Source organism: Nonomuraea sp. CA-141351, assembly GCF_050944675.1.
Classification (GTDB): domain Bacteria; phylum Actinomycetota; class Actinomycetes; order Streptosporangiales; family Streptosporangiaceae; genus Nonomuraea.
On sequence record NZ_CP191982.1, the window covers coordinates 6,523,764 to 6,549,686 of the forward strand.

The window sequence follows — 25,923 nt, forward strand, 5'->3', positions numbered from 1 at the left end:
CACAGATGCCTTGTCACCTGACTGTCCGCTTTTTCACATCCACAGCATGCACATGGACGCCGTCCAAGCCAAGCGGGTCCTGCCCGCTTGGTGAACATTCGGTACAGATTCCATATCTCTGGTCGGAGCATCGCAAACGACGCATCGCATACCCTCGCCCTTCCTCCGCGAATCGCATGGCGTCGACCTGCTCCCCCAGCTCGATGAGCAGGTTACGGACCTGCTGGACGACCCAGGCTCCGCTCGGATGCGCTGTGACTCCCATGATGTGCACGGCCCGGGTGGCGTGCTCGATGAAGAACAGCCGGTAGAGCCGCTCAGGTCAGGCGTCCAGAGAACGGGGGAAGCTCACCTGCGATTCTCTCCCGATCCATGCGAAGCCTGCGCCGGATCGTGCCCGTGCACTCGCCTGCGCCGTAGTCAGCCGTAACGCCTGAATGGTCAGCCGGCTCCAAAGTGCCCGGCTGGCGAGGGTGCTGGGGTGGCCCGGACGTGGCAAAGGCGCGCTTATTCCACAACCAGGCGGCAACCTAACCATACGACGGGCGCGCAGCGTGGCCCGCGTCATCCGGAGATCATCCCACTGGCGACGCCGTACATGGGGGAAGAGTGGCTTCAGTGAGTATCCGATCCGTTGCCGTGCATGGGGCGGCGGCTTTGCTGGCTGTGCCGCTGCTCGTGGGCTGTGGCGGCACCACGACTGGCGCCCTGCCTGTCAACGGCGCGCTCACATCCAATCCAGCGGTGGTTGCCACACAACTCGCGGACATGGAGAGTGAGCACACGTCCACCTGCCCGACCTCAGGCAACGCCAAGCGGTTCGCGAAGACCCGCTTCGCGCTGCACGCCGGTCTCGCGCTGGGTGCTTTCCATCGCTACATCTACAAACCCCTGCGCAGCGGGGGCTTCCGAGCCGGGGCGGAGAAGCGGAAGCGGACGTTCCTCAAGGCGGCTGTAGCAGGTGCTTTCGCCCTGCATCAACTGAACGTGGCCAAGGGCTTCGCCATCGCCAACCCCAGCCTCTGCAAGGGTGTCGAGGCCGTCGAGTCCAAGTTCACCAGCCTCACCGACAAGCTGAAGGGCGGCAGCGCGACGCCGGCCGACCTCGAAGCCGGCAAGAGCTCCATGGACAGCCTGCAGCACAACGCCATCGGGACGGGCTACGACTTCAAGGAGCAGAACGTCACCGTCCCAGGTGCCAGTTGACCTCTTCTGTCAGACGAGGAGGCCAAGGCCCACCTGCGCAAGGCGGCCGAGCACGTGTTGTGGCACGGTGCCGGCTGCGCCCGCTCGGAGGTGGACCCACCCTGTACGAAGGCCACGCCACCCAGCGACTGCTCGCCCTCGGCGTGGCCAACCTGGGCGGGTTCCCGGTCAGCAGCAGCGGCAGCCGTACCGCCCTGGCTGACGCAACCGGCGGTCGCAGCCAACTGTATTCGCTGCGGTGCTGCCGACCCTCCAACCGGAAACCGAACGGTCCCCCTCACGCTGAAGTCCGCGGAGCCGTGGCGGGACAGGCGGCAAGGTCGCTGCACTGGACTAATGGCCGGGGCGGCTTTATCCCGCAACCCGTCGCCGTGCCGCGACTGCAATCACCAGGCCGGTCCTCTCCCCGGCTCTGACAGAACTGGCCTGTCAGCCGAGGCGGCGGAGGCTGGGAACTGACGGCCGACCCTGCCGAGAAGAACGCCCTGGCCGCTCGGGGACGGGCTCGCGTGCCTCTAGCTGTCTGTCTTGCGGAGGGCGGCCAGGACCTGGTCAAGGCGCGGCTCCGGGCCGGAGAAGCGGCGCTCCATCTTGTCGATCTTGCCGTCCAGCGTGCGCAGGCCATCCATCAGCCGCCGCTCCATGTAGGGTTTCGGCAGGTCGCGGTGACGGCCCGGAGCGTCCAGCGGCTCCTTCCACGCGGCTCATGGACCTCTCGACGGCCCACTGACGCGGCAGCCTACTTGCCTGGCTCGCAGTCAGACGGTCTCACCCAACTGTTCGGCCAACTGCTCCAGCCCACCCTTGATGAGCTGCCCGTACTCGTCGTCGCCAAGTGCGCCGATCCCGGCCCGCGCCTGCCGGAGGTGCTCACGGGCGCGGCCGAGATCGCCCAGCTTGCGATAGCACTCACTCAAGTTCAGGTGCAACGACGGATACAAGCCGGCCACCGAAAGCGGCACCCCGGCTTGGGCCACGCGCTCATCAGTGATCAGGCCGACGGCGGCAAGCGCTCGCAGATCCCACACCAGCTCCTGGTGCACGTCGTCTTGCGTATCGGCCATCGAGTGGGCAAGGACGCAAACATGCAGCGGGTCGCCTTGCTCACCGCCGATGTCGTCCCAGATCTGCGCGAACAACTCGCGAGCTGCTTCACGCCGGCCCTGATGGTGATGCAACTCCACCCCCTGGCCGATCCGGGTCATCGTTGGGTCGGCGATCATCAGCGGCCCCTTCACTGTCGCAGGCGATCGCGGTCAGCCTACTCGCCTTACGTGGCTTGATGACCTTCAACCGGCTGACCGGCAGGTTCGCACGCCGGACTACTCCGTGATACCGTGTAGTGGTACTCGGTAGTACGCAGTACCGGGAGGATCGAAGAGGAGACCCGCGATAGACGACCTGACGGAGATGTTGAAGGGCACGCTTGAGGGCTGCGTGCTTGAAATCATCGGCAGCGAGGAGACCTACGGGTACGCCATCACGCGTCGGCTGAATGAACTCGGCTTCGCCGACGTCGTCGAGGGGACGGTCTACACCATCTTGCTGCGACTGGAGAAGAACGGGCTCGTTCAGGTGACGAAACGACCGTCCGGGATGGGTCCGCCGCGCAAGTTCTATGCGCTCAACAACGCGGGACGCGAAGAACTCGGGAGGTTCTGGGCGAAATGGGAGTACCTCTCATCACGAATCGACAAGCTCAAGGAAGGCGGGAGATGAATTTCTGGGAGACCATTACCGGCAGCGACCTCACCAGGGAATGGAAGGCGTTCGAAGCCCGGGCCGCGGCATTGCCGGCCGACTACCGGGCGGCGTGGGAACAGATCAAGGCCCACCTCTTCCCCTACGGGGACTTCACGGGCCGCAACCTGATGCCGATCCTCGACGGTGCCCTGGGACTGCTCGAGGAGACAGCGGCCGATGGGCAGAGCATTCACGAGGTGCTGGGCGACGACATCGCGGGCTTCTGCGCGGCGCTGGCCGGCGGAGAAGGGGCTCGGAGCTATCGCGACCGGTGGCGCGAGCAGTTGAACAGGAACGTCGCAAGGAAATTGGGCCGGCTAGGAGGCTGACGTGGGCATCCAAGACATGATCGAGGGCAAGAAGCAGTGGCGAGCGCACATGGCGCGGGTCAAGGCGCTCCCGCCGGATTATCAGATCGTCTACAAGGAGATTCAGAAGTACTTCTTCAAGATCGGACCGGTCGACTTGACTGACGGGACCCTACTCTCAGGGATCGTCGATTTCTTCGAGGAGGGCGTCGCGGCCGGCAAGGGAGTCCTGGAACTCATCGGCAACGACGTCGCTGCCTTCTGCGACGACCTGGTCAAGGACTCGCGCACCTACGCGGACATCTATCAGGAGTCCATCAGCGGGAAACCCGGCACGGCCGGGAAGTAAGACCGAGCGCGGTCAGCGGGGCGGCCGGTGGAATGACCACCGAAGGACGACCAACGGCGTTTGTACCGGGCATGCACCGGGAGACACAGCGGCCCGAACAGCAGATTCTTGAGGTAGTGGCCCTGCTCGTGCCGCAGGCCGACCGCACCGCTCGGTCATCACGTCCTTCAGGGAGTCGGGGTGGCCGACGACCTTGTCTCCCGGCGTGAACACCCCCAGTCCGGGATCATCTTGACCTCGGTGACATGTTTGTGTCGTGCCACCGAACAACTCGACGGCACCGTAGCCGGCTACGATCTGCAGCAACGCGTTGACCGCACCCCACGCCCGTTGCAGGAACCAGGCGGGCTCGCATTCGGGACCGAGGGCGCCGGCTTCGCGATGGAGGATCGGTTCTCCGTCGACATGATCGGCGCGAACACAGGCATGAGGCCGCTCATCGTGAGGAGCCACAGCATTCGATCGGGCAGACCGGCCAGCTCGAGCGCCACCCCCGAAGCGCGGGCGGTCTCGCCGCAGACGCGCAGCGCTCTCAGGCCCGACATATCGCAGAACGTAATGCCGGACAGGTCGAGCACTACCCGCCGGTCGGCGCCCGCCATCACGGTGTTGAGCAGCATGCTGAGCGACTCGGCCGTGGCGAGGTCCAACTCGCCCGCGATTCCCATCACCCTCACGCCGTCAGACACCTGCGTGATCGCAAGTAGCGGCCTGCACGATTGCGACGAAGAGTCGATCCTGAGCGCCGGGCTGCCGCCCGGTCTTTCTCGCTCCAGTCCCATGTGAGCCCCCCGTGCTGAAAAATGGAACCATAAGAATGCTGACAATTCATACAGGAGAGCCGTAGGGCCGAAGGTCCCTGTCACGGCGCCAAACGACCCAGGGACTGATCAACCCGCACGCGGCCCGGCGCGCGACCACTCCCTGATTCCACGCCGAAAACCGTACAGTCCCGGCTACGGGACGACCGTCGTCAATGACAATGCGCCAGTGACGAGGGCCGGACGCGCCGCGTCCCGGAGGGCCTCTCACATCCCGGAGGGGATGATGAGGAGGTCGTCCTTGTCGAAGGTCACTTCGGAGCGCACGTCCACGACTCCCTCGATCAGGCGGATCTGCTCGGTCAGTGCGAGGGCCTGTGACTTCCACTCGACCCAGCCGCTGATCGTCACCACGCCCTGGTCGATGTCGATGGTGAACGCCGCGGGCTTCGGCAGGACGGCTCTGACGTCCGCTTGGAGTTCCTCGACCGGGCGAGTGAAGACGCGCAGCACATCACGCTGGTGCAGGGTGCCGATGATGTGTCCGGTGACCACGTCGATCACGGGCAGCTGCTTGATGCGTTTGGCGTGCATCAGCCGGGCCGCGTCCCGCACGGAGGTGTTCGGCGTGACGGTGATCGCCGGAGAGGTCATGAGCTGAGCCGCCGTCACGCCCGCAGCCTTCTGGTGTTCCTGCTGCTGCCTGCGGGACTCGAACATCGAAACGCTGTGCCGTACCGTGTCGGTCTCCTTGAGCAGCAGATCGTCTTCGGAAACCACCCCTACCGGCCGCCGGTCCGCGTCGATGACGGTGACCGCGCCAACCGCGAATCGCTCCATCGCGTCCACGATCTCCGCGAACGAGGCGTCCTTCAGCACGGCGATGGCCACGCGCCCCATGATGTCCTTGACTTCGAGTGACATGACATCCACCTCCACTCCTAAAGTCCTCCAGCGCAGCCCGGCCCAGCAGTGGCGAACGTCCCCGATGCCGGGGGACCAAGGTCCTGACCAGCGCCTGTCACGCTCGGACCACGGCGACCGGGCAGCGGGCGTGGTGCAGGATGCCGCGGCTGACCGAGCCGAGCAACATCGAGCCCAGGGCACCGCGCCCGTGTGAACCCACCACCAGCAGGTCCGCCCGCTCGGACGCGTCGGTGAGCGCGTTCACCGGATCCGCGCAATGCACGTCCTCGACCAGCTTCACCTGCGGATAGTCCTCGCTGAAGATCGCCATCCGATCGCGGACGACCTGATGCTGCGCCGTACGGACCTCGTCCATGTCGTAGGAGGCCTCCGGTGCGAAGGCGTGCACCGGCAGCTGCCAGGCGTGCACCACCCGCAGCGCGCTCTGGCGGAGTTTCGCCTGCTCGAAGGAGTAGGCCAGCGCGGGTTCGCACTCCGGTGAGTCGTCGACCCCGACCACGACCTGCCCGTACATCGGCCGATGATCGCCTCGGACGACCACGACGGGACAGTGAACATGGCCGGCCACGTGCATGCTGACCGAACCCAGCAGCGCGCCGGCGAACCCGCCCAACCCGCGGCTGCCGACCACGATCTCGGTGGCGTCCTCGGCCTGCTCGCGCAGGACCTCGGCCGGTGCGCCCTCGATGTCCCGCGTCTCGACCTCGACCGTGGGCTGGCGCTCGCGCACGAGCGCCTGCGCCTCACGCAGGATCATGTGCCCCTCGCCCAGCAGCACATCCGGTAGGGCCGCGTTGGGGTATTTGCCGATCTGGTACGGCGAGCGGTCCACGGCATGCACGATCCGCAGCGGCACCCGCATGCGGAACGCGTCGCCGGCCGCCCACTCCACCGCGGCCCGCGCGGCCACCGAGCCGTCCACTCCAACGATGATCATGATGTGCCTCCTTCCTCACCCTCCATCAGACCCCGCTCGCGCCAGTCCGCAGCAGGGCCGGAGGTCGGTCACGCAAGGGCCGAAGGACCCTGTCCGCCAAAGGGGCCGGCGGGTAGCTTCATGGCCATGACCAGGGAGGACACGCTCATGACAGGTAATGGCGACTTCGGGCGTCGCATCAGCTATCACCGCCACCGGCTCGGCCTGACCTCCGAGCAGGTCGCCGACCGGGCGAACATGTCCGCCGGGTACGTCCAGCACCTCGAAAGCCATCTGGGCACACCCGACGCAGGCACGGTGACCCGCCTGGCCACCGCCCTGGAAACGACCGTCGAGGACCTGCTGGGTGGCGGGCGCGATCGCCCGCCCGGCCCCGGCCCCGCCGCGGCCAGCCCGGTCTTGGAGGTCCTCGACCCCGAGGAGTGCCTGCGGCTGGTCGGTCCGGGCGGCATCGGCCGGGTGGCGTTCAACGGCCAGGACGGGCCCACCGTGCTGCCCGTGAACTACAAGCTCCATGAGGGCGCCATCGTCTTCCGCACCGCCTACGGCGGCCCCATGGACCAGGACCTGCGCACCGGCCTCGAAGGGGTGGACATCAAGATCGGCTTCCAGGTGGACCGGATCGACGAGGCACGGCGGGAGGGCTGGAGCGTCCTCATCAACGGCCCCGCCCACCACGTGCCTCAGGACGAGGTGGAAAAGGTGACCGAGGCCGACGTCACCCCCTGGGCGGGCGGCGAGCGCCAGCTCTACATCCGCATCGTCCCGCACCAGATCTCCGGCCGCCGCATCCACGGCCTCTGAGGAGTCGTGAACAAGGTTCGCGGAGCGGGCCGCCCAACCACGACTGGCCCGACCTCCTGCGCGGATTCGGTGGCCGCCCCGCAGGCTGGTGTTGAGGCATATGACCAGCCGCGCTCATCGCGCGCCACGGGGGGAAGGGGTCTGGGGCAGGACGGGCTCGAGGCGGAACATCCCGGTGACCACTTCACCGGGCGTTTCGGCAGGCCGGATACGTCCAGCGACGGCCGACAGCACGTCGCGGGCCGTGACCAAGCCGATCAGTCCGCCGCCGTCAACCACAGGCACGGCGTCGCATCCGGCGTCGAGCATCACGGCGGCCACCCGGGCCAAGGGGACATCCGGCAGGATCAGCGGCCTGCGCTCGCATCTGAGCAACGCCCGGACCTGGCGACTGGACTGCTCATACGGCCCGCCCGACCAGGACGCAGCCAGCTGCTCTCGGGTCAGGACGCCGAGCACGTGACGCCCGTCGACGACCGGCAGGTGGTGTACGTCGGCGCGGCGCATCAGCTCCCAGGCCATCAACGGCGACTCGTCCGGCTTGACGACCACCAGAACGCGGCTCATCACCTGCCTGGCGGTCAGCGATTCGACGGTCATGATTTCTCCTTCGCGCGTGGCCGTACCACCGCGACCGGACAGGTCACGTGGTGCAGCACACCGTGACTCACCGATCCGAGCACCGCCGAGGCGAAGCCGCCCAGCCCGCGTGAGCCCACCACGACCACATCGGCCATCTGGGCCGCCTCGACGAGTGCCTTGACCGGGGGCTCGCACGGCTGCGCGTCGGTGATGACCAGATCGGGATGGCTCTCGCGCCAGGGTTCGACCCGTTCCCGCGCCGCGCGGGCCTCCTCCCCCATGAGATCCTCGATCAGGCTGCCGTACGCGACGGCATACGGCGAGAGCGCCGGCATATGCCAAGCGGAAACGACGTGCAGCTGCGCTCCACGAGCTCTGGCCTGCTCGACGGCGTAGGCCATCGCGGCCTGTGAATACTCGGAACCGTCGTATCCGACCACGACTCTGTCGTGCCGCAGCGCGCTGGGAGTCCGGACGATCACGACCGGCCCGGCGGCGTGCCCGGCCACGGCCATGCCGACCGACCCGAGCACCATCCCGGCGAACCCGCCGAGCCCTCTGCTGCCCAGCACCAGGCTGTCCGCCGACTCCGACTCCGCGATCAGGCCGGTGATCACGTCGCCGCTGAGCAGCTCCGTCGTCACTCTGACATCCCTGGTGAGCTCACGGGCTCGGCCGCCGGCGGCGTCCAGGGCACTGGCGCAGTACGCGGTGCTCTCGCTGTGTGGCCACTGCTGGCACACGTGCACGATCCGCAGGGCCAGGCCGCGCCTCTGCGCGTCGGCGGCGGCCCACTCCGCCGCCGCGGTCGCCGGTGCGGACCCGTCCACACCCACCACGATGTGACCGGCCATCACGCCTCACATTCACCAGTCGGACCTCACTTCTCCACTCTCGCGGCACCTGGCTCGCCGCACCCGGGGACGAAGTCCTGAATAGGGGTGACATTGGTCCTCAGCCGGAACGCCCGGCCGGTGCCATCCTTGGCCATGGCGGAGTCGGCCGCGGCGCCTCGATGAGCGCCGGACAGGTCAGCGCTCGGACCGCCTGGCCACCAGTACCTCGGTCGCCAGTTCCTGTTCCCACCGGCCTGCCGGGTTGTCGGCGAGCAGCGCCTGCCGCAGCGCTTGCATGAAGGCGGGCAGTCGGTCGCCGAGCCTGGCGGGCGAGCTGTAGGAGTAGGAGAGCTGGAGCCCGACCAGCCCGTCCACGTCCCATGTCAGCCGCCTGGTGAAGACGCGGGAATCCAGGATGCTGAAGGGCGAGGCGGCCAGGACGTCGCGGTGGTGCTCACCGGTGGCGTGGAAGGAGGTGGCGGCGGTGTGGATGTCGAGGCGGAACTCCTCGCACACCCGCCGCTCGACCGGCTGCCACGGTTGCGCATCCGGCTGCCACGGCTCTCCCTGCTGCCTCGACGGGCCGATCAGCGCGACCGCGCCGCCGGCCGGCAGCAGCTCGTCCAGCTCGATAAGGACGGCCCTGCGGTCCATCCAGTGGAAGGACCGGCCCATCACCACGCGGTCGAACGGCGGCAGTGCCCGCAGCGCGGTCGAGTCCCCGCGCAACCAGGCGATGTTGGTGACGCTCCCGGCCCTGCGCCTGCCCTCGGCGAGCATCTCCTGCGCCGGGTCCACGGCGAGCACCGCCTTCACCCGCGGGGCCAGCGGGATCGCGATCGTTCCCGGGCCGCAGCCGAGGTCCAGCACCCGGCTGTCCGCCCCGAGCGTCTCCGCCAGGTGCTCGATCGCCGCCTGGCCGTAGCCCGGGCGGTATCTGGCGTAGTACGGCGCAGCTCCGCCGAACAGGTCCTCCACGGATGGGACCATAGATGAGCCCGCTGCACCCGTTGGACGGAACTCGAACTCACCCATCGGCGAAGCTCCTGAGCTGGGCGGCTGCGGGCAGCATCAACGCGTCGTGCCGGCACACCTTGTGCCGGCGAGCGCCCGTGCCGTCACTGTCCCGGCATCTCAATGAAGCCGGCCACGCGTCCGATCCCTTTCCTGCGGGAGCTGCGGGACAGCCCGCCGTGGGATCGGCGATGATCCCGGATGCCTCGCGTGGCCGGATCCAGGAGGGTGCGCCGGCGGGATCCGGCATGCGGCGCCGATCTTCAAGGACGCCGTCCGGCCGGGCCGCCGTATCACCATGTCGGCGGGCCCGGCGCGGCTTAGTGATCATGGCGGAGCGGCGGACGCTAGGCTATGCCGGCCCTCCTACACAGAGTTCGGAAAGTCCCCCGATGCGCGTAATGAAGTTCTTCTGGTCGGCAGCGGTGGCGCTGTCGCTGTGGGAACTGCTGGTCGAGCCCGTGTTCACCGAAACGGTGATGGTCACCTGCAGCAGTGCCGGGCCGCTCGACTGGCCGCAGCCCGTTCCGGCGGCCCAGGTGGCCGGCTTCCTCGGTGACTGGCTGGCCCGGGTCCAGCCCGTGCTGCTGGCGCTGACCGCGATCTGGGCGATCCGGTCGCGACCTCGGGGTGCTCCCAACGCGAGCCGGGGCAGTTCCTTGCTCCCCGCCGCGCTGGGACTGGTGCTCGCCCTGCTCCCCGCCGCGCTGGCCGAGGTCGAGGAGCGGTTGTCTCCCGATATGCCCTTCATGTGGCAGGAGTGCCTGCACGCGCAGGTGGCGCCGCAGTCCTTCGTGGCGCCGCGCCTGATCCTGGCCTGGCTGCTCTCCCCCGCCACCATGGTCCTGCTGGCCGGGATCGCGGGCGCGGGGATCCGGCCGCGCCTGACCGATCTGCGCGAGGCCGGGCTGGCGGTGGCAGGCGTCGTACTGGCCGCGTTCCTGCCCGCTGCGCTGATCGGGCTGCCGGTCAACGCCGATGGCACCCCGCGTTATGCGGTGGCCGGCGCGGGCCGGCCGTACGTGCTCGACCTGGAGTCCGGTGAGCCGGTGAGCCTGCTGCCCCAGGCGACGCGCACCTACGTTCATTACGATCTCATCGTCCGAGACACCGAACCCGGCCACTACGTGGCGGCGCTCACGAGCCTGTCGGGCCGCTACTTCCGCCTCTACCGGCTGTCCATGAGCGACGACGGCCGGATCACGGTCGGCGAGCGGCTCACCCCCTCCCTCAAGGGCACGGCCAACGGCCTGGCCGTCTCCACCGAGGGCCGGATCGCCTACGGGCGGATGACGGACCAGGCCAGCTTCGCGGGCACCCTGGAACGCGAATGGCCGGTTAGCGGCTATCGCCTCCAGTGGCTGGACGCCCGGAGTCTCGCGCTCCCCGAGCACAGTGTCCCGGCCGGCACCCTGGCCACCCTCGACGTGGGCACGGGCACGATCGGTCAGGTCCCCGCCCCGGCCGAGCACGAGTTCACCCGCCCGATCCTGCCCCTGCCCGGCGGCCGGCAACTGCGCGCGCTCGGCTGGCCGACTCGCACGCTCGTCCTGCATGAGGGGACGCGGCTGGTCAGGAAGGTCCTGGCGTTGGACTGCGGCCATATCGAATCGCTGGCGCTCGATCCCACCGGCCGCTACGTGCTGGTCGGCGTCGACCGGGAGGCTGCGGAGATGGACCGGTCGCCCCTGGCCGGGCTGCCTCCGTGCGGCGGCGCCCGCTCACAACTGCTGCGCCTCGACCTCGAAACCGGTCACACCCAGGTGGTGCCCGGCGAGCAGGACCCCTTGGTCCAGGCATGGTGACAGCCGGCAGGCCGGTCCGTCCGCTGGAGGGTTCCCGTTCGGGATCGCGAGGGGCAGCGTAGGGCATCCTGAGCTGCCGTAACAGTGCACGTGGTCATGCCGGCGGCAACCCTCGCAGTTTCGGCAGGGTCAAGCTTTGGCCCCGCGGCGGGCCGCGATGCCAGCCACCAGGACGCGCACTCCCTCTTCGAACGCTGCGTCGCTGTCCCCGGCCTCCTGGATGGCTGCCGCGAGGGTGGGAGTGGCCGCGAAGACGTCGGCGGTGGCCGGTGGCTGCGGGGCATCCGCAGTGTGCTCGGCCATGGCCTGCTCGTCGAGCACGAAGCCGTTGACGTAGCGGGTGATGGTGCCGATGGCGTGCAGTGCTTGCGCCGGCGTGAATCCGGCCGCCACGAGCGCGTTCAACTCGGCTTCGAACTTCTCGATGAGGGCCGGCCCCGCTCGGGTGCCGGCCACGAGCCGGGCGGCATCCCGGCAGGAAAGCAGGACCTGGCGGCGTTCGCGTGCCCGCCGGGTCAGCCATTGCTGCCAGGACTCGCCGTCTCGTGGCGGCCCGAAGTCCTGCCGCGATTGGAGTATCTGCGCCATCTCGTCGAGCAGCGCCCGCTTGCTTGAGAAGTGCCAGTAGAGCGCAGGGTTCTTCACGTTGAGGTGCTCGGCCAAGCGGCGCACGGTCAACCCGTCGAGCCCGGTCTCGTTGAGCAGGCTCAGTGCCGCGCCGACGATGGCTTCCCGGTCCACGCTGTCTCCGTTCGACGACCCTCTTGACAGCTTAGCAGTGCTAAGGCATCGTTGCCGATCTAGCCAATTTAGCGATGCTAAGGAGCGTGAGTGATGATCCGGTCCCGTCCGGCACCTGTCCGTACCTTGCTGGCCTGCGGCCTGGCCGCGCCGCTGTTCGTCGTGGTGATCCTCACCGAGGGCGCGCTGCGCCCCGGTTACCGGTCCGTGGACCACTTCATCAGCGAACTCAGCCTCGGCCGGTGGGGGTGGATCCAGATCGCGAACTTCATCGTCACCGGGCTACTGCTGTTCGCCTTCGCCGTCGGTCTGCGGCGGGCGCTGCCCACCGGCCGCGGCTTCCGGTCGGCGCCGATCCTGGCGGCCGCCTGCGGCCTGGCACTCATCACGGCCGGCGTCTTCAGCATGGACCCCACGCCCAGCTACCACCCGGACAGCTCAGTACCCGACAAGCCGACGCTCCACGGCACGATTCACGGCTTCATGCCGTTCGCCGTGTATCTCGCGCTCGCCGCGCTCGCCTGCGTACTCGGCCGGCGTTTCGGCGCCGAACGGCGGCGTGCCTGGATGTGGTACTGCTTCACCACCGCCGTCGCCACGCCGGCGACGTTCATGCTGGCGGCCACGCAGTACAACTTCCAGACACAGGTTGGCCATAACCACGGCCTGTGGAACCGTGTCAGCCTCGCCATCGGTTTCGGCTGGCTGGGTCTGGTCGCGCTTCGCCTGATCCTGGACGCGGCCGACGAGCGGCGTGCACCGGGCGCGACGACGACGCCCGGCCGTCGGCTCACCGCCCAGTCGTGACGCGTCTGGAGAATGCGCAGGGCTGGGCCACGACCAACGCCGATTCACAGAGAAGGGGGGACTCGACGTGCAAGAAGCCGACCCATCTCCGATCGAGGTGGGGATCACCGCCCCCTCATCCAGGTCGGTGTAAACCGACCCGACCGTGATAGGAGGTTGAGATGACAGAACGATATATAGCCGTGGCCGGTCCGCTGACCGGTCCGTCCCAGTTACTTGGGGCGGAGATGGCCCAGGCCGTAAGGCTGGCGGTGGACGAGCACTGCCATGACGATCTGGCACTGGAGACGTTCGACGACCAGGGGGACATACGGGAGGGCGAGCGGCTGGCGCGCGCCCTGGCCAGGGACGCCCGGTGCGTAGGCGTGGTCGGCCACTACAACAGCGACATCACCCTGGCGGCGGCGCCGATCTACGACGCGGCCCGGCTCCCGCTGATCGCCCCCATCGTGTCCAACCCCGCCCTGACCGAGCGCGGGATGACCCATATCTTCCGCTTCACCAACCGCGACGACCGCACCGCCGACGCCATCGCCGGGCACCTGTACCAGCGGCTCGGCAAGCGGACGGCGGCGGTGGTGGCCACGCGGACGACGTACGGCACCAGCATGGCCGGCGAGTTCGAGCGGGCCTTCACCGCGCTGGGCGGCCGGGTGCCGGGCCGGTACGAGGTGGACGAGGGCCAGAAGACGTTCCCGGAGCTGCCCCGCGAGGCCGATGTGATCTTCTACGGCGGGACGTTCGAGGGCGCGCCGCTGGTGCGGCACATCCGCGAACAGGGCTCACCCCGGCTACTGGCAACCGGCGACGGCTGCTGGGACCTGGCCAACTTCCTGCGTCCCGCCGGGCCGGCCGCGACCGAGGGCGAGGGGACCTTGGTACTGTCGGCCACCCCGCAACTGGGCGAGGTGAAGGGATCATCGCAGTTCGCCAGGCGGTACGAGCGGCGCTACGGCTCTATCAACAACTACGCGGCCAACTCCTACGATGCCGCCTGCATGCTGCTCAACTCGGTGGCCATTGCCGGCGACCGGGAGGAGACGACGGCGGCGCTGCGCGGGCAGCGGTTCGAGGGCATCGCGTACGGCTCACCCTCTGCCTGGGACGACCGCGGCGACAACCTCGCCACGGTAACCGCGCTCCACGAGGTGAACAATGGCCGCTTCAGACAGGTGGCCGAGTATCCGGCCACGGCACCCGAGTGAGCGCCGCCGCCCGCTCCGTCGGCGCGTTGCCACGACCAGCCCAAGGGTCCAGGCGTTGAACCAGCCAAACACCACAGACAGGACCGCCGTCAGCTCGCCAACCACGAAGGTCACGCAGAGCCACTCGAATGCCAGGTGCAACCTACGGACTGACCGGCTCAACTGGCGCGACCACTCGCCTGCCGAGCGAGGGTCCACATGTGACTGGACTCGGCGTTGACTTATGTCGCAGTACGTCGCCGCGTCCGCTGATTTTCTCTGCCGCATGAAGCCAATCTCTACTGACAGGGCGATCAAGATAGTCGGCAACACCTGCGAGGCGGTGGCGTAGAACGCTTCCGTGGCCATACCGGGTAATCGTGAAGACGTTGAAGCGTGTTCCGTTGCGCGACGGGCCCGAATCCACGCGGGGGCCGGGGCCCGTCGTCACGTCTGCGGATCTACCAGCCACCCAACGGAACCGCGCCGAACCTGCTTGCCTGACGTGACTGACAGACCTTCAAGCAGCTGACCAGCTATTTTGCTTGACTACCCAAGATAACCATCGCTGTGAGAGAAGCTCATCTCCGCCAGGCCCTTCTCCAGCGTCACGTCCGGCGAGTAGCCCAACTCCCGCCTTGCGGCGGTGATGTCGTAGGAACGGTCACGGCCGGTGAAGCTCACGAGCCAGTTCGTCAGCGGGGGCGCCGACCTGCGCCGGAGCAGGCGTGCCGTGCGGTCCATCATCGCCGCCATGGGCGCCGCCACCGCCAGAGGAACGCTGCGGCTCTTGGACAGGTCCACGCCGCGGGTCGCCAGCAGGGGAGTGAGGAAGTCTCGAATACGCGTCGGCGTACCGTCCGTCACGTAGTAGATCCCACCGTGGCGGCCCCGCGTGAGCGCGCGGAGCACGGCGCCGGCCAGGTTCTCGACGTGCACGAAGTCGACGATGTGCCGGCCGTGATCGATCCAGGCGAACCGTCCGGCCTCGGCGACCTTGACCATTTCGTTGATCGTCGTCATTCCGCGACCCCAGATGAACGGCGGGCGGAGCACCACCAGCTCGGTGTTCCCGTCGCGGGCTTCCAGGAGCGCGCGCTCGGTGGCCAGCTTGACCCGGCTGTAGGCGATGTTCGGCCGGCCTTCCGGGGTCGACTCGTCCACGACAGGACGGCGCTGACTCCCCGTGGAGACGGACGCGGCACTGATGAGCACGAAGCGTCGCACCCCGGCCGCGACGCTCGCGGCGTGCAGGGCGACCGTGGGCACGTGATTGGCCCGTTCGAAGAGCGAGTCGGGTCCCCAGAACTCCATATGCGCCGCGACGTGCACGACCGCGTCGGCCTCTTCCAGCCTGGCGAGCCAGGTCGGCGCTGAGGAGTCAGCCTGGCGGAGGTCGCTGAGATCGCCGGGGACGGGCTCAGCTCCAGCCGCGCGTACGCGCTGGATGCTCGCGCCTGATCTGGCAAGTGCCATGACCTCATGTCCTTCGGCGATGAGGCGATGGACGACAACGCCGCCGACGAAACCGCTGCCGCCGGTGATGAAGATCTTCATGCTTCCGCTCCTCGTGGTTGACCGCACTGCACCTGAAAACATTGACATCTAATATTTCGATATCAATGCATCGGCGTCTATGTAATCTCTCGTACGATGGGTGCGTCAAGGAGGAGGTGGGCGATGCCGCGCGAGAGGAAGAGCGTGACCGCCGCGCAGGTCGCCGACGAGTTCAGCCGTACGGCGAAGGTTCTCGTACGTCACTTCAACGAGCGTCTGGGCGAGCACGGGGTGTCGACACCGAGGTCCCGCCTGGTGGTGGAGGTGGCGCGTTCGCAGCCTGTGCGCCTCACCGAACTCGCCCTCGCGGTCGGCATCGCGCAGGGGACCGCCTCCACCCTGGTCGACGCGCTCGTCCGCGACGGACTGCTCGAACGCCGGACCAGCGCGGACGACCGCCGATCCGTGCTCCTTCACGTGACGGCGCAAGGGGCCGCGCTGGCGCAGAGCTGGGCGACCAGCTATGAAGCGGCGGCGGAAGAGCTGTTCAGGCCGCTCACCGCCGAGCAGTTGTCGACGCTGGTCGATATCTTGCGGATTCTCAGCACCCACGAGGCGCCGGATCGGCGTCCTCTCTGACCCGCTCGCCCACGCAGTTGAACAGGCGAGCACGCCGCTGACCGCACGACTCGGGGCGCCGGTACGCTCAAGCAGGGCATCGATACCTCTACGTCGTCAGGGCGCTTGCAGTTCCACATGTTCGGCGCCTTCGACGAGTTTCTCCGGGAACTCATCGTCGAGGGAACCCTCGAAGGGCTCGCCTCGGCCCGAGCGCGCGGCCGCGTCGGCGGGCGCCCACCGGCACTGGACGCCCACGGCGTGGAGATGGCTCGCGCGTTGTACGAGATGACGGGTGACGACGGCAAGCGCCGCTACACCGTCCAGCAAATCGCCGACCAGCTCGGCGTCAGCCGCGCCACCATCTACCGCCACCTCGATCCCGACAAGCCGGTCTCGGCGTAGGAGGAGCACGGTGCTGCCCCCGATCGCCTACTACGGCGGCGAAGCCAAGTTCGCCGCCGTGCTGCCCGAGCCTCACGGTCGCTGCCGTCCTGGTGCCGGGAACCGCGTAGCCGCGATGTGACGGCATGGCGGCTTCATGCTCCGTCGTTGCTGGCCTCGGCGATGAGCGCCGAGGCCAGCCTGCTCGCGCGGACCCGAGTGGGGGCTGACAGGGTGTGCCGGCGTCAACTCATGAGCGGATGATGGCTTGTTCGAGCAGGTCCTGAAGGGCGCGCTGCTGCTGGGTGGTGAGGCCGGCCAGCGGTGAGTCCTGGACGAGGAGTTCGAGGAGCCGTTCACGGAGGGCGTTGCCCTCCGGGGTGAGGACGAGTTGCTTGGCGCGACGGTCGGTGGGGTGCGCGCGGCGCTCGATCAAGCCCTGTTTTTCGAGCTTGTCGACGATAAAGGTGGCGTTGGAGGGCTCGCAGCTCATGCGTTCGGCGAGCTCTCGCATGGTCATTGGTCCGGTCATCTCCCGCAGCGCGGTCGCCTGGGCCGAGGTGAGGCCCAAGGTGACCGCGCGTTCGCGTACGTGATCGGCGATCTGCTGGGCCAGTCCGTTCACCAGACCGCACAGCTCCCGCTCGGCGATGGCCTGCGGTTCTGGGGGCGTGGTCATGCGTCCCATCGTAGCAAGTCCATCAAGCCGACATATTTCAAGCTTGACCGTTTCAAGCTTGATGCTTATGGTGGCCTGGTTGCCGGCGAGGACGCGGCGATGACCTGACCCGCAGAAGGGAACGCGACCATGGAGAACTCCGCGGTTGACCAGGACGAGCGGCTGCGGCGGCCGGCGGGAATCCGCTCGGTATGGCTGGGCGACACGAGGGTGTCCTTCGTGCCGGACGGGGCTATCCAGGGGAGGCCGCGCAGCTGGCTGCCGGACACCACCGATGAGATCTGGGCCGCCCACCCGCAGTACCTGGATGCCTCCGGCCATCTTGTGGCGAGTATCGGTGGTCTCCTGGTGGAGAACGGCGACCGCGCACTGTTGATCGATGCGGGGTGGGGGCCGGTGTCGCTGCCGGCCGAGCCGGGAAGTCCGAACGGCGCCGTTTACGGTGGCGCGCTGCTGGACAGCCTGGCTGAGCTCGGCCGCAGGCCGGAAGAGATCGAGGCGGTGGCCTTCACCCACCTGCACATCGATCACCTCGGCTGGGCCTGGCATCCCGCGCCGGGCGGTGACCAGCCCGTGTTCACCCAAGCCGAGTATGTGGTGGCCGAACCGGAATGGGCCCAACGCGACCTGTTCGCGCAGGGCATCACCGCGGAGGAGGCCACCGCGCTGACACCGCGCGTGCGTACGGTGACGAACGGGCAGGAGGTCTTCCCCGGCGTGCGGGTCCAGATCACCGGTGGACACACGGCCGGGCACACGCAGTACGTCATCACCGGGGACGGAACCCGGCTGATCGCCTTCGGCGATGCCCTGCATTCACCGATCCAGGTGGACCACCCCGAATGGTCCTGCCTCTACGATCATGACCCTGCGCAGTCCGCCGAGCATCGTCATCAACTCGTTGCCGAGTTGGAAGAGCCCGACACGATCGGCTTTGGCATCCACTTCGCCGATGCGGTCTTCGGACAGGTCCGCCGGGACGGCGCCAGCCCCGCCTGGCGCCCCCTGGACGTCTGACCCGCCCCAAGATCGACCATGACAACGACAATCACCCGCGGCCTACCCACCCGCTCGCCTGCACGGCACTGGCCGGGAATCATCGCGACCGCGCTGACTGCGACCGTGGCGGGGATGCCCGCTTTCACCATCGGGGCGCTGGCCCCGACGATCGAAGCAGACCTGCACACCTCCCGCAGCGCCGTCGGACTGGCGATGAGCCTCTTCTACGCCGCCACCGCCTTCGGCTCACCCGTCGCCAAACGGGTGGCAGCGCGGTTGCCGGTCCCCACGGTCCTCGCCGTCGCGGCGCTGGTCGCGTCGGCGGTCATGCTGGTGGCGTCGCGGGTGACCGGGCCGGGGATGCTGACGGCGATACTGCTGGTGGGCGGGTTGAGCAACGCACTCGTCCAGCCGGTGGCGGGCCGGCTGATCGCGGCGCGCGTCCCGGAACACCGGCGTTCGCTGGCCGCCGGCATGATCGGCGCGGCGCTAGGGGCGGGCACCCTCGTCCCCGGCCTGCTCGTCGCCCTGGTCCTCCCGGCGTACGGTTGGCGGACCGCCCTGCTTGTCGCGGGTATCGCCGCGCTCGTTCCGGCCGCGCTCGCCCCGCTTGCCCGGGCACCCGGCGGCCCGTCTCCTGTAAGGCCGAAGGAGGCCGACGAGACCGGCGACAAGCAACGGACGGTCGGGCGGGTACTCGGGCTCTGGGCGCTGGCCGCGGCGCTCTCCGCGACCGGCAACAACGCGGTGGCCACGTACTTCGTCGAACTGGGCACCCACTCCGGGCTTGGCACCACCGTCACGGGTAATCTGCTGTCGCTCAGCGCCCTGTTCGCCATCGCCATACGGATCACCGCCGGGGCGCTCACCGACCGGGCTCCGCGCCGCAATTCGGCGGTAATCGTCACCATGATGCTCACCGGCGGGCTCGGGCTGGCACTGATCGCGATCGGGACGTCAACGACGTTCGTTCTCGGTGCGATCCTGGCCTTCTCCGCGGGCTGGGGCTGGACCGGGCTCCTGCTCGCCACCACGCTGCGCTTGGTACCCGGCCGGACCGAGGACGCCGGGCACACCGTGCAGATCGGCGTCTACGCGGGCGCCACCATCGCACCGTTCGCCTTCGGTGCCCTCTCCAGCGCCTTCGGATTCCTGGCTACCGCCCTCGTCGCCGCCGTGGCCGCCGCCGCTGCAGCGGCGGCGATGACCGCCGGGGCGCAGCTGCTGCGGCGAGCGGGATGACCGGGCGCGCCGGACCGCTCGACCGTACGGCGGCGGGGTCCGGCGCGCTCCAGCCCGCGCAGCCCAGCCTGTGCGGTCCAGCGGGGTTTCGATCGGCGCAGTTCAGTCACCAAGGGCGTCGTCCGGGATCGACGGCGCCGGCCCGCCGTCGCCGTCGTGTCCGTTGCCGCGCTTGAAGACGTGCGGGGCCAGCCGGTGCACCAGCCAGCCGAGGATCGCCGCGGCGGCGACCACGATCGGGAACGGCACGGCGACCGCGCGAGCGCCGCGCAAGTCCCACCCGGCCCTGCCCGTGTCGGAAAGAGCCACAGGATCTGGGCTACTCCGGTTGGCGCCGCTGGGCAGCACCCTCGCCGCCGCCCAGCGGCAGACGCTTGGCGACGTCCAGCCGTACCTCGCCGTAGGGCTGGACGTGCTGCCAGAACAGCGGTGTCAGCCCGCGCCGGTCCGCGGGTTTGAGCAGCGTGGCCCACTCGGGCTCGGCCAAGACGTGCTGCAGCATCAGGGTGTTGATGTACATCAGCGCGGCCTGCAGGATGCGCAGGCACAAGACGCTCATCTCCAGCTCCTCGCGCCGGTTGGTAGCGATGTCGCCGCCCTTGCCGTAGAAGATGACGCTGTTGGCGCCGTTGGAGGACTCCACCACGTTGAGCCCTTCCTGAATCTCCCGCTGGAGCTCGCGCAGACGGAGGTAACGGGCGACAAAGATGGTCTTCTGCGCCCGGCCGACCTCCAGCATGGCCTGGTAGGTCGGGTGCGAGGCCGACTCGGTGAACCGGCGCAGGATCGCCTCGGTGGAGGCGGTGCCCTGCTTGATCGCGGTCGCGTATATGATCATCTGGTCGTAGTTCTGCTCGATCAGATCCCAGCGGATCGGCCGGGTCATCGCCGGTGTCAGGCGCGGGTACGGGTCGCTTTCACCGCTCTCCACGCGGTAGAGCTTGACCTTGTTGATCTGCTTGATGCGCGGCAGCAGGTCAAAGCCCAAGAGCCGGGTCACGCCGAACCCGATTTCGGTCTGGCCGTGGGAATCGACGTAGTTGCCCTCGACTTTCATGGTGGTGCCGTGCCGGACCGCGCCCTCGATCATGGCGTGCACTTCCGAGGCTGAGGCGCGCAGGGCCTGGGAGTGCACGACCATGGACCCGGCCGTCCCCTCGCCCCACAGCTCCACGTTCCGGGCGGTGAAGGCGGCGTTCGCGATGGCGATCGCGATGTCGGTGGCGACCTGCGGGGTCAGATAGCGGCGCCGGACGTAGCGAATGTCGTCCTCCCTGTGGGCGTAGCCACCGGAGGACACGGCCCGGATCCCGGTGTTGGTGCCGTACCCGAAGATCGCCGGCATCAGCCGCTCGGCCAGGACCTCGGGCTTGAGGCTGGAGCCGCCCACCACCGAGGTGACCGCCTTCAGGCAGCCGGTGCGCAGCACCGCCTCCTTGAGCATGTCGATCAGCGGCACCGAGCCCCAGCGCCGGCTCCCGGCCGCCGTCGGCCGGAGCCACCGCGACGAGGGCGCGGGAGCGAGCCACCGACTGCACCCAGAGTGTGGGCAGGTGCTCGGGCGAATCACCAGCGGCCGGTTTCACTCCTAGCCGGGGCCGGACTTCCAGTCCAACGTGTCCCATGGGGCGGCAGGTCCTGGCCGTGCAGCCAGTGACAGGGCCAGTCGGCCGCGACCAGGGCCTTGGTGCTTGAGCATGCCGCTCAGGGGCAGCAACCGTCGCGTCCCGGCTGGCGTCTCTACGGCGGCGATGGGGTCGCCCTCCAAATCCACAGACTCGAAGCTCGATCTAGGCGGCTACCATGCCGATCATGGACAAACTGGATCCCCGCCGCACCGCATTGCTGCTCATCGACCTGATGACGCGCATCGTTGAGCAGCCCACCGCACCGCATTCCGGACCTGCCGTGGTCAGCCGCTCCCTCGCTCTGGCCGACGCAGTGCGAAAGGCGGGAGGTCTTGTTGTCGCCGTGCGGGTCGAGCGGCCAGGCGTTGCGGAGCAGCCACCGGGCAGCGAACTGGTGGAAGGGGTGTCCGGCGACCTGGAGATCGTGAAGCGCAGCTGGGGCGCATTCCACAACACCGGGCTGGAAGAGGCGTTGCGTAAGCACGCCATCGACACCCTGATCATCACCGGGATCGCCACGAACTTCGGCGTCGAGCAGACCGCGCGTTTCGCCGACGAGTTCGGCTTTGAAGTGATCTTGCCCGAGGACGCGGTCACCGGGCTCGACACGCGCGCCCATGAGTTCGCCTTCGAGTACATCTTCCCGCGCATCGCTACTGTCTGCACCAGCACCGAGGTCGTGGCAGCGCTGGACTGACATCGGTACGGGTCCAAACTGCTGCAGGACCCAGCCGAGGGACGAGGAGGGGTCAGCCCATGACGGACGGCCCCCGACGGACGCCTGCGGCATGCTCCAGCCGTCATCCCGCCGACGCCTCCTCGCGGCGCGGCCCAGGGCCGAACGGGCGCCATCCGCTGGTGTCGAGTTCGGCCGGGGACCTTGTGGGTCACCCCTGTGGCAAGGACATCGCGTCTCCGGTGGTGGTGAACGGTTCAGCCCGGCGAGCTGAGCCGGCTGCCTGACAGGGTCGCAGCGTCTACTGGAATCACGGGCCGGGGGCGAGGTTGATGGTGGCGGGGATTCCCTGGCGGGTCATCTTGGCGTAGGGGCACAGCGCGGTCGCCTGGGCGAGCAGCGGGGTGGCCGTGTCACGTTCGACTCCCGGCCAGGTCACGACGAGGTCGGCGCGTAGCTGGTAGCCGCCGTCGGCGGGGTCGCGGCCGAAGGCGACGGTTACCTCCACGGTGATCGATCCGGGGTCGAGGAGGTGCCGGCGGGCCAGCAGGCTGAGGGCGCCGTGGAAGCAGGCGGCGTATCCGGCGGCGAAGAGCTGTTCGGGGTTGGGGCCGGTGGTGTCGCCGCCCAGTTCCTCGGGCATCCGCAACTCCAGGTCGAGGGCGCCGTCGGCGGAGCGGGCCCGGCCGGTGGCCCGGCCGTGGGCGGAGCTCCCGCCGCTCACGGCGACGCGCGTGACGTAGAGCGGTTTGAACGCGGAGCCGCTGAAGTCGTGCTCCGTGGACAATGTCGGGTCGTTCACCGGTAAACCTTTCAACGGCATGCGAGGCGCCTGTGGTGAGGGCACGCTGGTCATGGGCGGTGCCAGCGCTGCAACTTGTCGGGGTTCAGCACGATCCACACATCGGTGACGGGCCGGGCGACCGCGTCCGCGCCGTAGGTGGGGCGTACGGCGGCGCGCAGTTTGCCGCCCCCATCGCTCACGACCATCGCATCCGCGGCCAGGACCGCCTGCAGCGCCGCTGTGTCCCCCATGTCGCAGGCCGCGGCCAACCGGCGCGCGACACGGTCGTGTCTGACGATCATCGCCTGGTTCGACCTGGCCTGCTGGTGTGCCGTGCCAGTGGCGGGCTCGGGCCGGCGTGCCGGACCGTTGGTGGCGGGTGCTCCGGCCGTGCCGGGTCGCGGGGTGCCGCTGGGCGTCTCCGCCGGCGTCCCGGCGCTCACTTCGGTCATATCCTGCTGCCCTCGCAGCTGGGAGAAGGGGCGCGGCTTCTCCTGTTTCCATGCTGTGGAGGTGCCGGCATGGCAACCGGCCAACGGGGTCGTCCGCACGATGTCCTCTGTTCTTTCGGCGTCGGCAGTAAGACCGGGCAGCCGGTCTTGGTGTGACGTCCCCGGGGCGATCACGAGAGGCGACCGTCTAGCCCCTGTCAGATGTGCCGGCGTCCCCCCCGGGAGCGTGACCGCTCGAACGCCCCGAGTTTGGCCGGGTCGACGATCCACATGACGTGGTGGATTCCCTCCGGCGAGGCCTCGATGGTGAGAAGAGTGACGTCGGTGCGGTTGCGGGGGACGAGCACACCGGCGCGCCCGTTCACTTCGACCCAGGTCATTTCGGTGCCCGGCCAGAACCGTGGCGCGTACGTGGCGAGGAACTTCGCCACGCGGGCGCTGCCCAGCAGGGGGAACCGCGCCGCCCCTCTGATGCCGCCGCCGTCGGAGGAGCTGACGACGTCCGCGGCGAAGAGGTCTTCGAGGGCGGCGATGTTTCCGGTTTGGGCGGCGGCCAGGAAAACCGCCAGGAGGCGTCGATGTTCGGTCTTGTCGATGGGCTCGCGTCGTGCGGCGGTGAGACGTTTGCGGGCGCGGCTCACGAGTTGGCGGGCATTGACCAGGGAGACCTGAAGGATGTCCGCGATCTGCGTATAGGGGTAGACGAAGGCCTCGCGCAGCACGTAGGCGGCCCGTTCGGTGGGGGTGAGCCTCTCGAGCAGCAGCAGGAAGGCGAGTTCGAGCGCCTCGCCCCGTTCGGCGCCCAGTGTGGGGTCGAGGCTGGTGTCGACGGGTTCGGGGAGCCAGGGCCCGATGTAGGTTTCGCGTCGCGAACGGGCGGACTGAGCGACGTTGATGGCCAGGCGGGTGGTGATCAACGCCAGGAAGGCCGAGGGGTTCTCGATGGTTGCGCGGTCGGTGTTCTGCCAGCGCAACCAGACTTCCTGAAGGATGTCCTCGGCTTCGGCCGCGCTCCCGAGCATCCGATAGGCGATGCCGAACAGACGCGGACGCAGCTCGACGAAGTCGGCGGCAGCCCGTTCGAGTGCGCTTGCCTGTTCCAGAGATTCAACATGCATCTTTACCCCCGCCTTCACTACGTTGGCGTCAACTTATCCACATCGATTCGCAGCCGACCGGCGGCTCTTCACCACCGGCCGACGATCCGTCACGCGGCCGGGCGACCTCCGTTCGACCCCGCACATGGCCGACGGCGTCGAGGATGGAGGCGACCACGGCCTCGGGCTGGGACGCCGCGATCGCGTGCGAGGCGTCCGCGATCTCGCGGGTGCCCCGTGAGCCGGCCCGTTCGGCCATGAACCGCAGCGCCGCGGCCGGGATGCTGAGGTCGCGCCCGCCGTGGACGAACCAGGAGGGCTTGGTACGCCAGCCCGCCTCGCTCACCGTCAGCCCGTCGGTCAGCGCCCGCTCGGTCACCGGCCGCTGCGTCGCGGCCATCAGCGCGGCCTCGCCGGCGGCGAGGCCGGCGCAGAACTGGTGGTTGAACTTGTCCGCGGCGATGCGGAACTCGTTGCCGCCGGAGGCCACCGGATAGGCGACCAGCGCACTGGCCAGGGTGCCGCCTTCGAATTTACCGGACAGCAGCAGTGCGCTCTCGCCAGATTCGGGGGCGAAGGCGGCGACGTAGACCAGGGCGCGGACGGCCGGGTTGCCGGCCGCCGCCTGGCTGATCACCATGCCGCCGTAGGAATGACCGACCAGGACGACCGGGCGGCCGATGCCGGCGATCACGTCGCGCAGGTACGCGGCGTCGCCCTCCACGCTGCGCAGCGGGTTCGCCACCGCGACGACGGTGAGTCGGTGGTCGTGCAGGCGCTGGATGACGCGGTTCCAGCCGGCCGACTCGGCGAAGGCGCCGTGTACCAGGACGATGACGGGCTGCTCCGCGGTGGTCATGAGTGCGCCTTTCTGGTGTTCAGGGCGATCCTGAGGACCTCGATGGCTTGGGCGGTGGCGGCTCGCGCGGCGTGGGTGTCGCGCGGCGGTCATGTCGCCGCCGACCGAGATGAGCCCGGGCGAGTGACGCCTCGGACATGTCACGCACCGTGATCGTCGGGCCGGGAGCCGTCCTCCAGCGCCTCGACCGCGTCGAGCAGACCCCGCAGGCCGACTTCCTCTCGCTCGGCGTCCGTCGGATCGAACAGCCATTCGGTGACCGGCAGGCCGGCGGCGCCCTCAGGATGGCTCGCCTCGACCAGGGTCACTTCCGCCTCGACCTCGAGCTGGAGCTCATACAGAAAGTCATCCTCGCCGCTCGGAGCGCTCATCATTCCTCCATGCATGGCTTTACGTGGGATGTCCGGCATGTCGGCCGACGGCTCGTATACCTCGGCCAGCCAGGTCAGTGCGGCCGGACTCGCGCTGCCGCGACAGGTGGCCGGTATGGCGTGCCACCTGTCGTCATGGTGTAAACAGCCCGTCCGCGCTCAGGACGGACGCGGGGCGCGGCGGCCCCTGCGCTGGGCGAGCTCTTCCTCGTCCACCAAGGTGAGCATCGGCTTGCCTGGCTCGCACAGCATGGTGACGGTGAAGCGGAGCGGGATGTCGTCGCGGTTGTTGCCGTCCTGGTAATGGATGACATCGCCGCCCGCCTCCCAGAACGCCTCTCCCGCGGGCACCACCCGCTCCGGCTCACCCTCCAGCTCCAGCAACATCTCGCCTTCCAGGACGAAGCCGAACGCCGGCCCGGAGTGCCGGTGCGGCGGCGTGCCCGGGTCGCCGGGCGGGTACTCGATGACCACCGTCATCGCGTGAGCACCCTTCGGGATGAATGGCGGCTCGGCCTCCTGCAGCAAGGTCAGCGCCGTCTGCCACGCGGTCGATCGCGGCTTGGGCCCGGTGGCCGCCGGGTCGATATCGGGCATGGGAACTACCTTTCGTGATCCAGGAGTGGTGGAGCC

29 protein-coding genes and 2 pseudogenes are annotated in these 25,923 nt (G+C 68.7%); 13 read left to right on the forward strand and 18 right to left on the reverse strand.

Going from position 1 to position 25,923, the window contains the following annotated elements:
- Positions 1 to 768: 768 nt before the first annotated feature.
- Positions 769 to 1,206, forward strand: coding sequence for a hypothetical protein (locus ACQPWU_RS30945; protein WP_433427745.1), 438 nt, complete (start codon positions 769 to 771; stop codon positions 1,204 to 1,206).
- 758 nt (positions 1,207 to 1,964) lie between these two features.
- Here ACQPWU_RS30945 and ACQPWU_RS30950 read toward each other — a convergent pair.
- On the reverse strand, positions 1,965 to 2,429 hold the full coding sequence (locus tag ACQPWU_RS30950; RefSeq protein WP_433427748.1) for a hypothetical protein: 465 nt from the start codon (positions 2,427 to 2,429) through the stop codon (positions 1,965 to 1,967).
- 169 nt (positions 2,430 to 2,598) lie between these two features.
- Here ACQPWU_RS30950 and ACQPWU_RS30955 point away from each other — a divergent pair, with 169 nt between their 5' ends.
- From ACQPWU_RS30955 to ACQPWU_RS30965, 3 genes are read left to right on the forward strand one after another with little or no spacing between them, the layout of a single operon-like run.
- Positions 2,599 to 2,925, forward strand: a complete 327-nt coding sequence (locus ACQPWU_RS30955) for a PadR family transcriptional regulator (RefSeq protein ID WP_433445333.1) — start codon at positions 2,599 to 2,601, stop codon at positions 2,923 to 2,925.
- Positions 2,922 to 3,278 (forward strand): DUF1048 domain-containing protein, encoded by a 357-nt coding sequence (locus tag ACQPWU_RS30960; protein ID WP_433427750.1) that lies wholly within the window; start codon positions 2,922 to 2,924, stop codon positions 3,276 to 3,278. Before ACQPWU_RS30955 ends, ACQPWU_RS30960 begins: the two co-directional genes overlap by 4 nt.
- A 1-nt stretch (position 3,279) precedes the next feature.
- Positions 3,280 to 3,606 (forward strand): DUF1048 domain-containing protein, encoded by a 327-nt coding sequence (locus tag ACQPWU_RS30965; protein WP_433427753.1) that lies wholly within the window; start codon positions 3,280 to 3,282, stop codon positions 3,604 to 3,606.
- Between the two features lie 290 nt (positions 3,607 to 3,896).
- Here the strand turns inward: ACQPWU_RS30965 and ACQPWU_RS30970 are convergent, their stop codons facing one another.
- From ACQPWU_RS30970 to ACQPWU_RS30980, 3 genes are all read right to left on the reverse strand, one after another.
- Entirely contained in the window at positions 3,897 to 4,388 is a 492-nt protein-coding gene (locus ACQPWU_RS30970; RefSeq protein WP_433427755.1) for an STAS domain-containing protein, read from the reverse strand.
- Between the two features lie 246 nt (positions 4,389 to 4,634).
- Positions 4,635 to 5,291 carry a CBS domain-containing protein gene (locus ACQPWU_RS30975; RefSeq protein ID WP_433427757.1) on the reverse strand — a complete coding sequence of 219 codons (657 nt, stop codon included), beginning with the start codon at positions 5,289 to 5,291 and terminating at the stop codon, positions 4,635 to 4,637.
- A gap of 97 nt (positions 5,292 to 5,388) precedes the next feature.
- A complete protein-coding gene (locus ACQPWU_RS30980; protein ID WP_433427760.1) occupies positions 5,389 to 6,231 on the reverse strand; it encodes a universal stress protein in 843 nt (280 codons plus the stop codon).
- 126 nt (positions 6,232 to 6,357) lie between these two features.
- On the opposite strand from ACQPWU_RS30980, the gene ACQPWU_RS30985 reads away from it, so the two are divergent.
- Entirely contained in the window at positions 6,358 to 7,035 is a 678-nt protein-coding gene (locus ACQPWU_RS30985) for a helix-turn-helix domain-containing protein (RefSeq protein ID WP_433427762.1), read from the forward strand.
- 114 nt (positions 7,036 to 7,149) lie between these two features.
- On the opposite strand, the gene ACQPWU_RS30990 is transcribed toward ACQPWU_RS30985, so the two are convergent.
- From ACQPWU_RS30990 to ACQPWU_RS31000, 3 genes are all read right to left on the reverse strand, one after another.
- Entirely contained in the window at positions 7,150 to 7,635 is a 486-nt protein-coding gene (locus ACQPWU_RS30990; protein ID WP_433427765.1) for a CBS domain-containing protein, read from the reverse strand.
- Positions 7,632 to 8,471: a universal stress protein gene (locus tag ACQPWU_RS30995; RefSeq protein ID WP_433427768.1), complete on the reverse strand. Its 840-nt coding sequence runs from the start codon at positions 8,469 to 8,471 to the stop codon at positions 7,632 to 7,634. Before ACQPWU_RS30995 ends, ACQPWU_RS30990 begins: the two co-directional genes overlap by 4 nt.
- Positions 8,472 to 8,648: 177 nt before the next feature.
- Positions 8,649 to 9,431, reverse strand: a complete 783-nt coding sequence (locus ACQPWU_RS31000) for a class I SAM-dependent methyltransferase (protein WP_433427771.1) — start codon at positions 9,429 to 9,431, stop codon at positions 8,649 to 8,651.
- Positions 9,432 to 9,859: 428 nt separating this feature from the next.
- Between ACQPWU_RS31000 and ACQPWU_RS31005 the strand changes: the two genes are divergently transcribed.
- Positions 9,860 to 11,272, forward strand: a complete 1,413-nt coding sequence (locus ACQPWU_RS31005) for a hypothetical protein (RefSeq protein WP_433427773.1) — start codon at positions 9,860 to 9,862, stop codon at positions 11,270 to 11,272.
- 129 nt (positions 11,273 to 11,401) lie between these two features.
- Here the strand turns inward: ACQPWU_RS31005 and ACQPWU_RS31010 are convergent, their stop codons facing one another.
- The gene (locus ACQPWU_RS31010) at positions 11,402 to 12,013 is read right to left on the reverse strand and encodes a TetR/AcrR family transcriptional regulator C-terminal domain-containing protein (RefSeq protein ID WP_433427776.1); all 612 of its coding nucleotides are present in this window, start codon (positions 12,011 to 12,013) and stop codon (positions 11,402 to 11,404) included.
- Between the two features lie 93 nt (positions 12,014 to 12,106).
- On the opposite strand from ACQPWU_RS31010, the gene ACQPWU_RS31015 reads away from it, so the two are divergent.
- Positions 12,107 to 12,820, forward strand: coding sequence for a DUF998 domain-containing protein (locus ACQPWU_RS31015; protein WP_433427778.1), 714 nt, complete (start codon positions 12,107 to 12,109; stop codon positions 12,818 to 12,820).
- Positions 12,821 to 12,981: 161 nt separating this feature from the next.
- Positions 12,982 to 14,025, forward strand: coding sequence for a branched-chain amino acid ABC transporter substrate-binding protein (locus tag ACQPWU_RS31020; RefSeq protein ID WP_433427781.1), 1,044 nt, complete (start codon positions 12,982 to 12,984; stop codon positions 14,023 to 14,025).
- Positions 14,026 to 14,553: 528 nt separating this feature from the next.
- Here the strand turns inward: ACQPWU_RS31020 and ACQPWU_RS31025 are convergent.
- Positions 14,554 to 15,561, reverse strand: coding sequence for an NAD-dependent epimerase/dehydratase family protein (locus ACQPWU_RS31025; protein ID WP_433427784.1), 1,008 nt, complete (start codon positions 15,559 to 15,561; stop codon positions 14,554 to 14,556).
- Between the two features lie 123 nt (positions 15,562 to 15,684).
- Here ACQPWU_RS31025 and ACQPWU_RS31030 point away from each other — a divergent pair, with 123 nt between their 5' ends.
- Both ACQPWU_RS31030 and ACQPWU_RS31035 read left to right on the forward strand, forming a co-directional pair.
- Positions 15,685 to 16,140, forward strand: a complete 456-nt coding sequence (locus tag ACQPWU_RS31030; RefSeq protein WP_433427787.1) for a MarR family winged helix-turn-helix transcriptional regulator — start codon at positions 15,685 to 15,687, stop codon at positions 16,138 to 16,140.
- Positions 16,141 to 16,215: 75 nt separating this feature from the next.
- Positions 16,216 to 16,524: pseudogene (locus tag ACQPWU_RS31035) on the forward strand (helix-turn-helix domain-containing protein); the annotation flags it as partial.
- A gap of 229 nt (positions 16,525 to 16,753) precedes the next feature.
- Here the strand turns inward: ACQPWU_RS31035 and ACQPWU_RS31040 are convergent.
- The gene (locus tag ACQPWU_RS31040) at positions 16,754 to 17,182 is read right to left on the reverse strand and encodes a MarR family winged helix-turn-helix transcriptional regulator (protein ID WP_433427789.1); all 429 of its coding nucleotides are present in this window, start codon (positions 17,180 to 17,182) and stop codon (positions 16,754 to 16,756) included.
- A gap of 210 nt (positions 17,183 to 17,392) precedes the next feature.
- Between ACQPWU_RS31040 and ACQPWU_RS31045 the strand changes: the two genes are divergently transcribed.
- Positions 17,393 to 18,199, forward strand: coding sequence for an MBL fold metallo-hydrolase (locus ACQPWU_RS31045; RefSeq protein WP_433427792.1), 807 nt, complete (start codon positions 17,393 to 17,395; stop codon positions 18,197 to 18,199).
- Between the two features lie 18 nt (positions 18,200 to 18,217).
- A complete protein-coding gene (locus tag ACQPWU_RS31050) occupies positions 18,218 to 19,423 on the forward strand; it encodes an MFS transporter (RefSeq protein WP_433427795.1) in 1,206 nt (401 codons plus the stop codon).
- Between the two features lie 102 nt (positions 19,424 to 19,525).
- On the opposite strand, the gene ACQPWU_RS31055 is transcribed toward ACQPWU_RS31050, so the two are convergent.
- Together ACQPWU_RS31055 and ACQPWU_RS31060 are read right to left on the reverse strand one after the other, a co-directional pair.
- A complete protein-coding gene (locus ACQPWU_RS31055; protein ID WP_433427797.1) occupies positions 19,526 to 19,732 on the reverse strand; it encodes a hypothetical protein in 207 nt (68 codons plus the stop codon).
- 10 nt (positions 19,733 to 19,742) lie between these two features.
- Positions 19,743 to 20,894: pseudogene (locus ACQPWU_RS31060) on the reverse strand (Tn3 family transposase); the annotation flags it as partial.
- A 341-nt stretch (positions 20,895 to 21,235) separates the two neighbouring features.
- On the opposite strand from ACQPWU_RS31060, the gene ACQPWU_RS31065 reads away from it, so the two are divergent.
- Positions 21,236 to 21,748, forward strand: a complete 513-nt coding sequence (locus ACQPWU_RS31065) for an isochorismatase family protein (protein WP_433427800.1) — start codon at positions 21,236 to 21,238, stop codon at positions 21,746 to 21,748.
- Between the two features lie 289 nt (positions 21,749 to 22,037).
- Here the strand turns inward: ACQPWU_RS31065 and ACQPWU_RS31070 are convergent, their stop codons facing one another.
- The 6 genes from ACQPWU_RS31070 to ACQPWU_RS31095 all read right to left on the reverse strand — a co-directional run bounded on the left by ACQPWU_RS31070 (position 22,038) and on the right by ACQPWU_RS31095 (position 25,887).
- Complete coding sequence (locus tag ACQPWU_RS31070; RefSeq protein WP_433427803.1) at positions 22,038 to 22,529, reverse strand: Ohr family peroxiredoxin; 492 nt, start codon at positions 22,527 to 22,529, stop codon at positions 22,038 to 22,040.
- Positions 22,530 to 22,579: 50 nt separating this feature from the next.
- On the reverse strand, positions 22,580 to 22,963 hold the full coding sequence (locus ACQPWU_RS31075; protein ID WP_433427806.1) for a hypothetical protein: 384 nt from the start codon (positions 22,961 to 22,963) through the stop codon (positions 22,580 to 22,582).
- A 197-nt stretch (positions 22,964 to 23,160) separates the two neighbouring features.
- Positions 23,161 to 24,081: an RNA polymerase sigma-70 factor gene (locus ACQPWU_RS31080; protein ID WP_433427807.1), complete on the reverse strand. Its 921-nt coding sequence runs from the start codon at positions 24,079 to 24,081 to the stop codon at positions 23,161 to 23,163.
- Between the two features lie 28 nt (positions 24,082 to 24,109).
- Positions 24,110 to 24,919, reverse strand: a complete 810-nt coding sequence (locus tag ACQPWU_RS31085) for an alpha/beta fold hydrolase (protein WP_433427809.1) — start codon at positions 24,917 to 24,919, stop codon at positions 24,110 to 24,112.
- A 140-nt stretch (positions 24,920 to 25,059) separates the two neighbouring features.
- Positions 25,060 to 25,329 carry a hypothetical protein gene (locus ACQPWU_RS31090; protein ID WP_433427811.1) on the reverse strand — a complete coding sequence of 90 codons (270 nt, stop codon included), beginning with the start codon at positions 25,327 to 25,329 and terminating at the stop codon, positions 25,060 to 25,062.
- A gap of 120 nt (positions 25,330 to 25,449) precedes the next feature.
- Entirely contained in the window at positions 25,450 to 25,887 is a 438-nt protein-coding gene (locus ACQPWU_RS31095; RefSeq protein WP_433427813.1) for a cupin domain-containing protein, read from the reverse strand.
- Positions 25,888 to 25,923 lie beyond the last annotated feature (36 nt).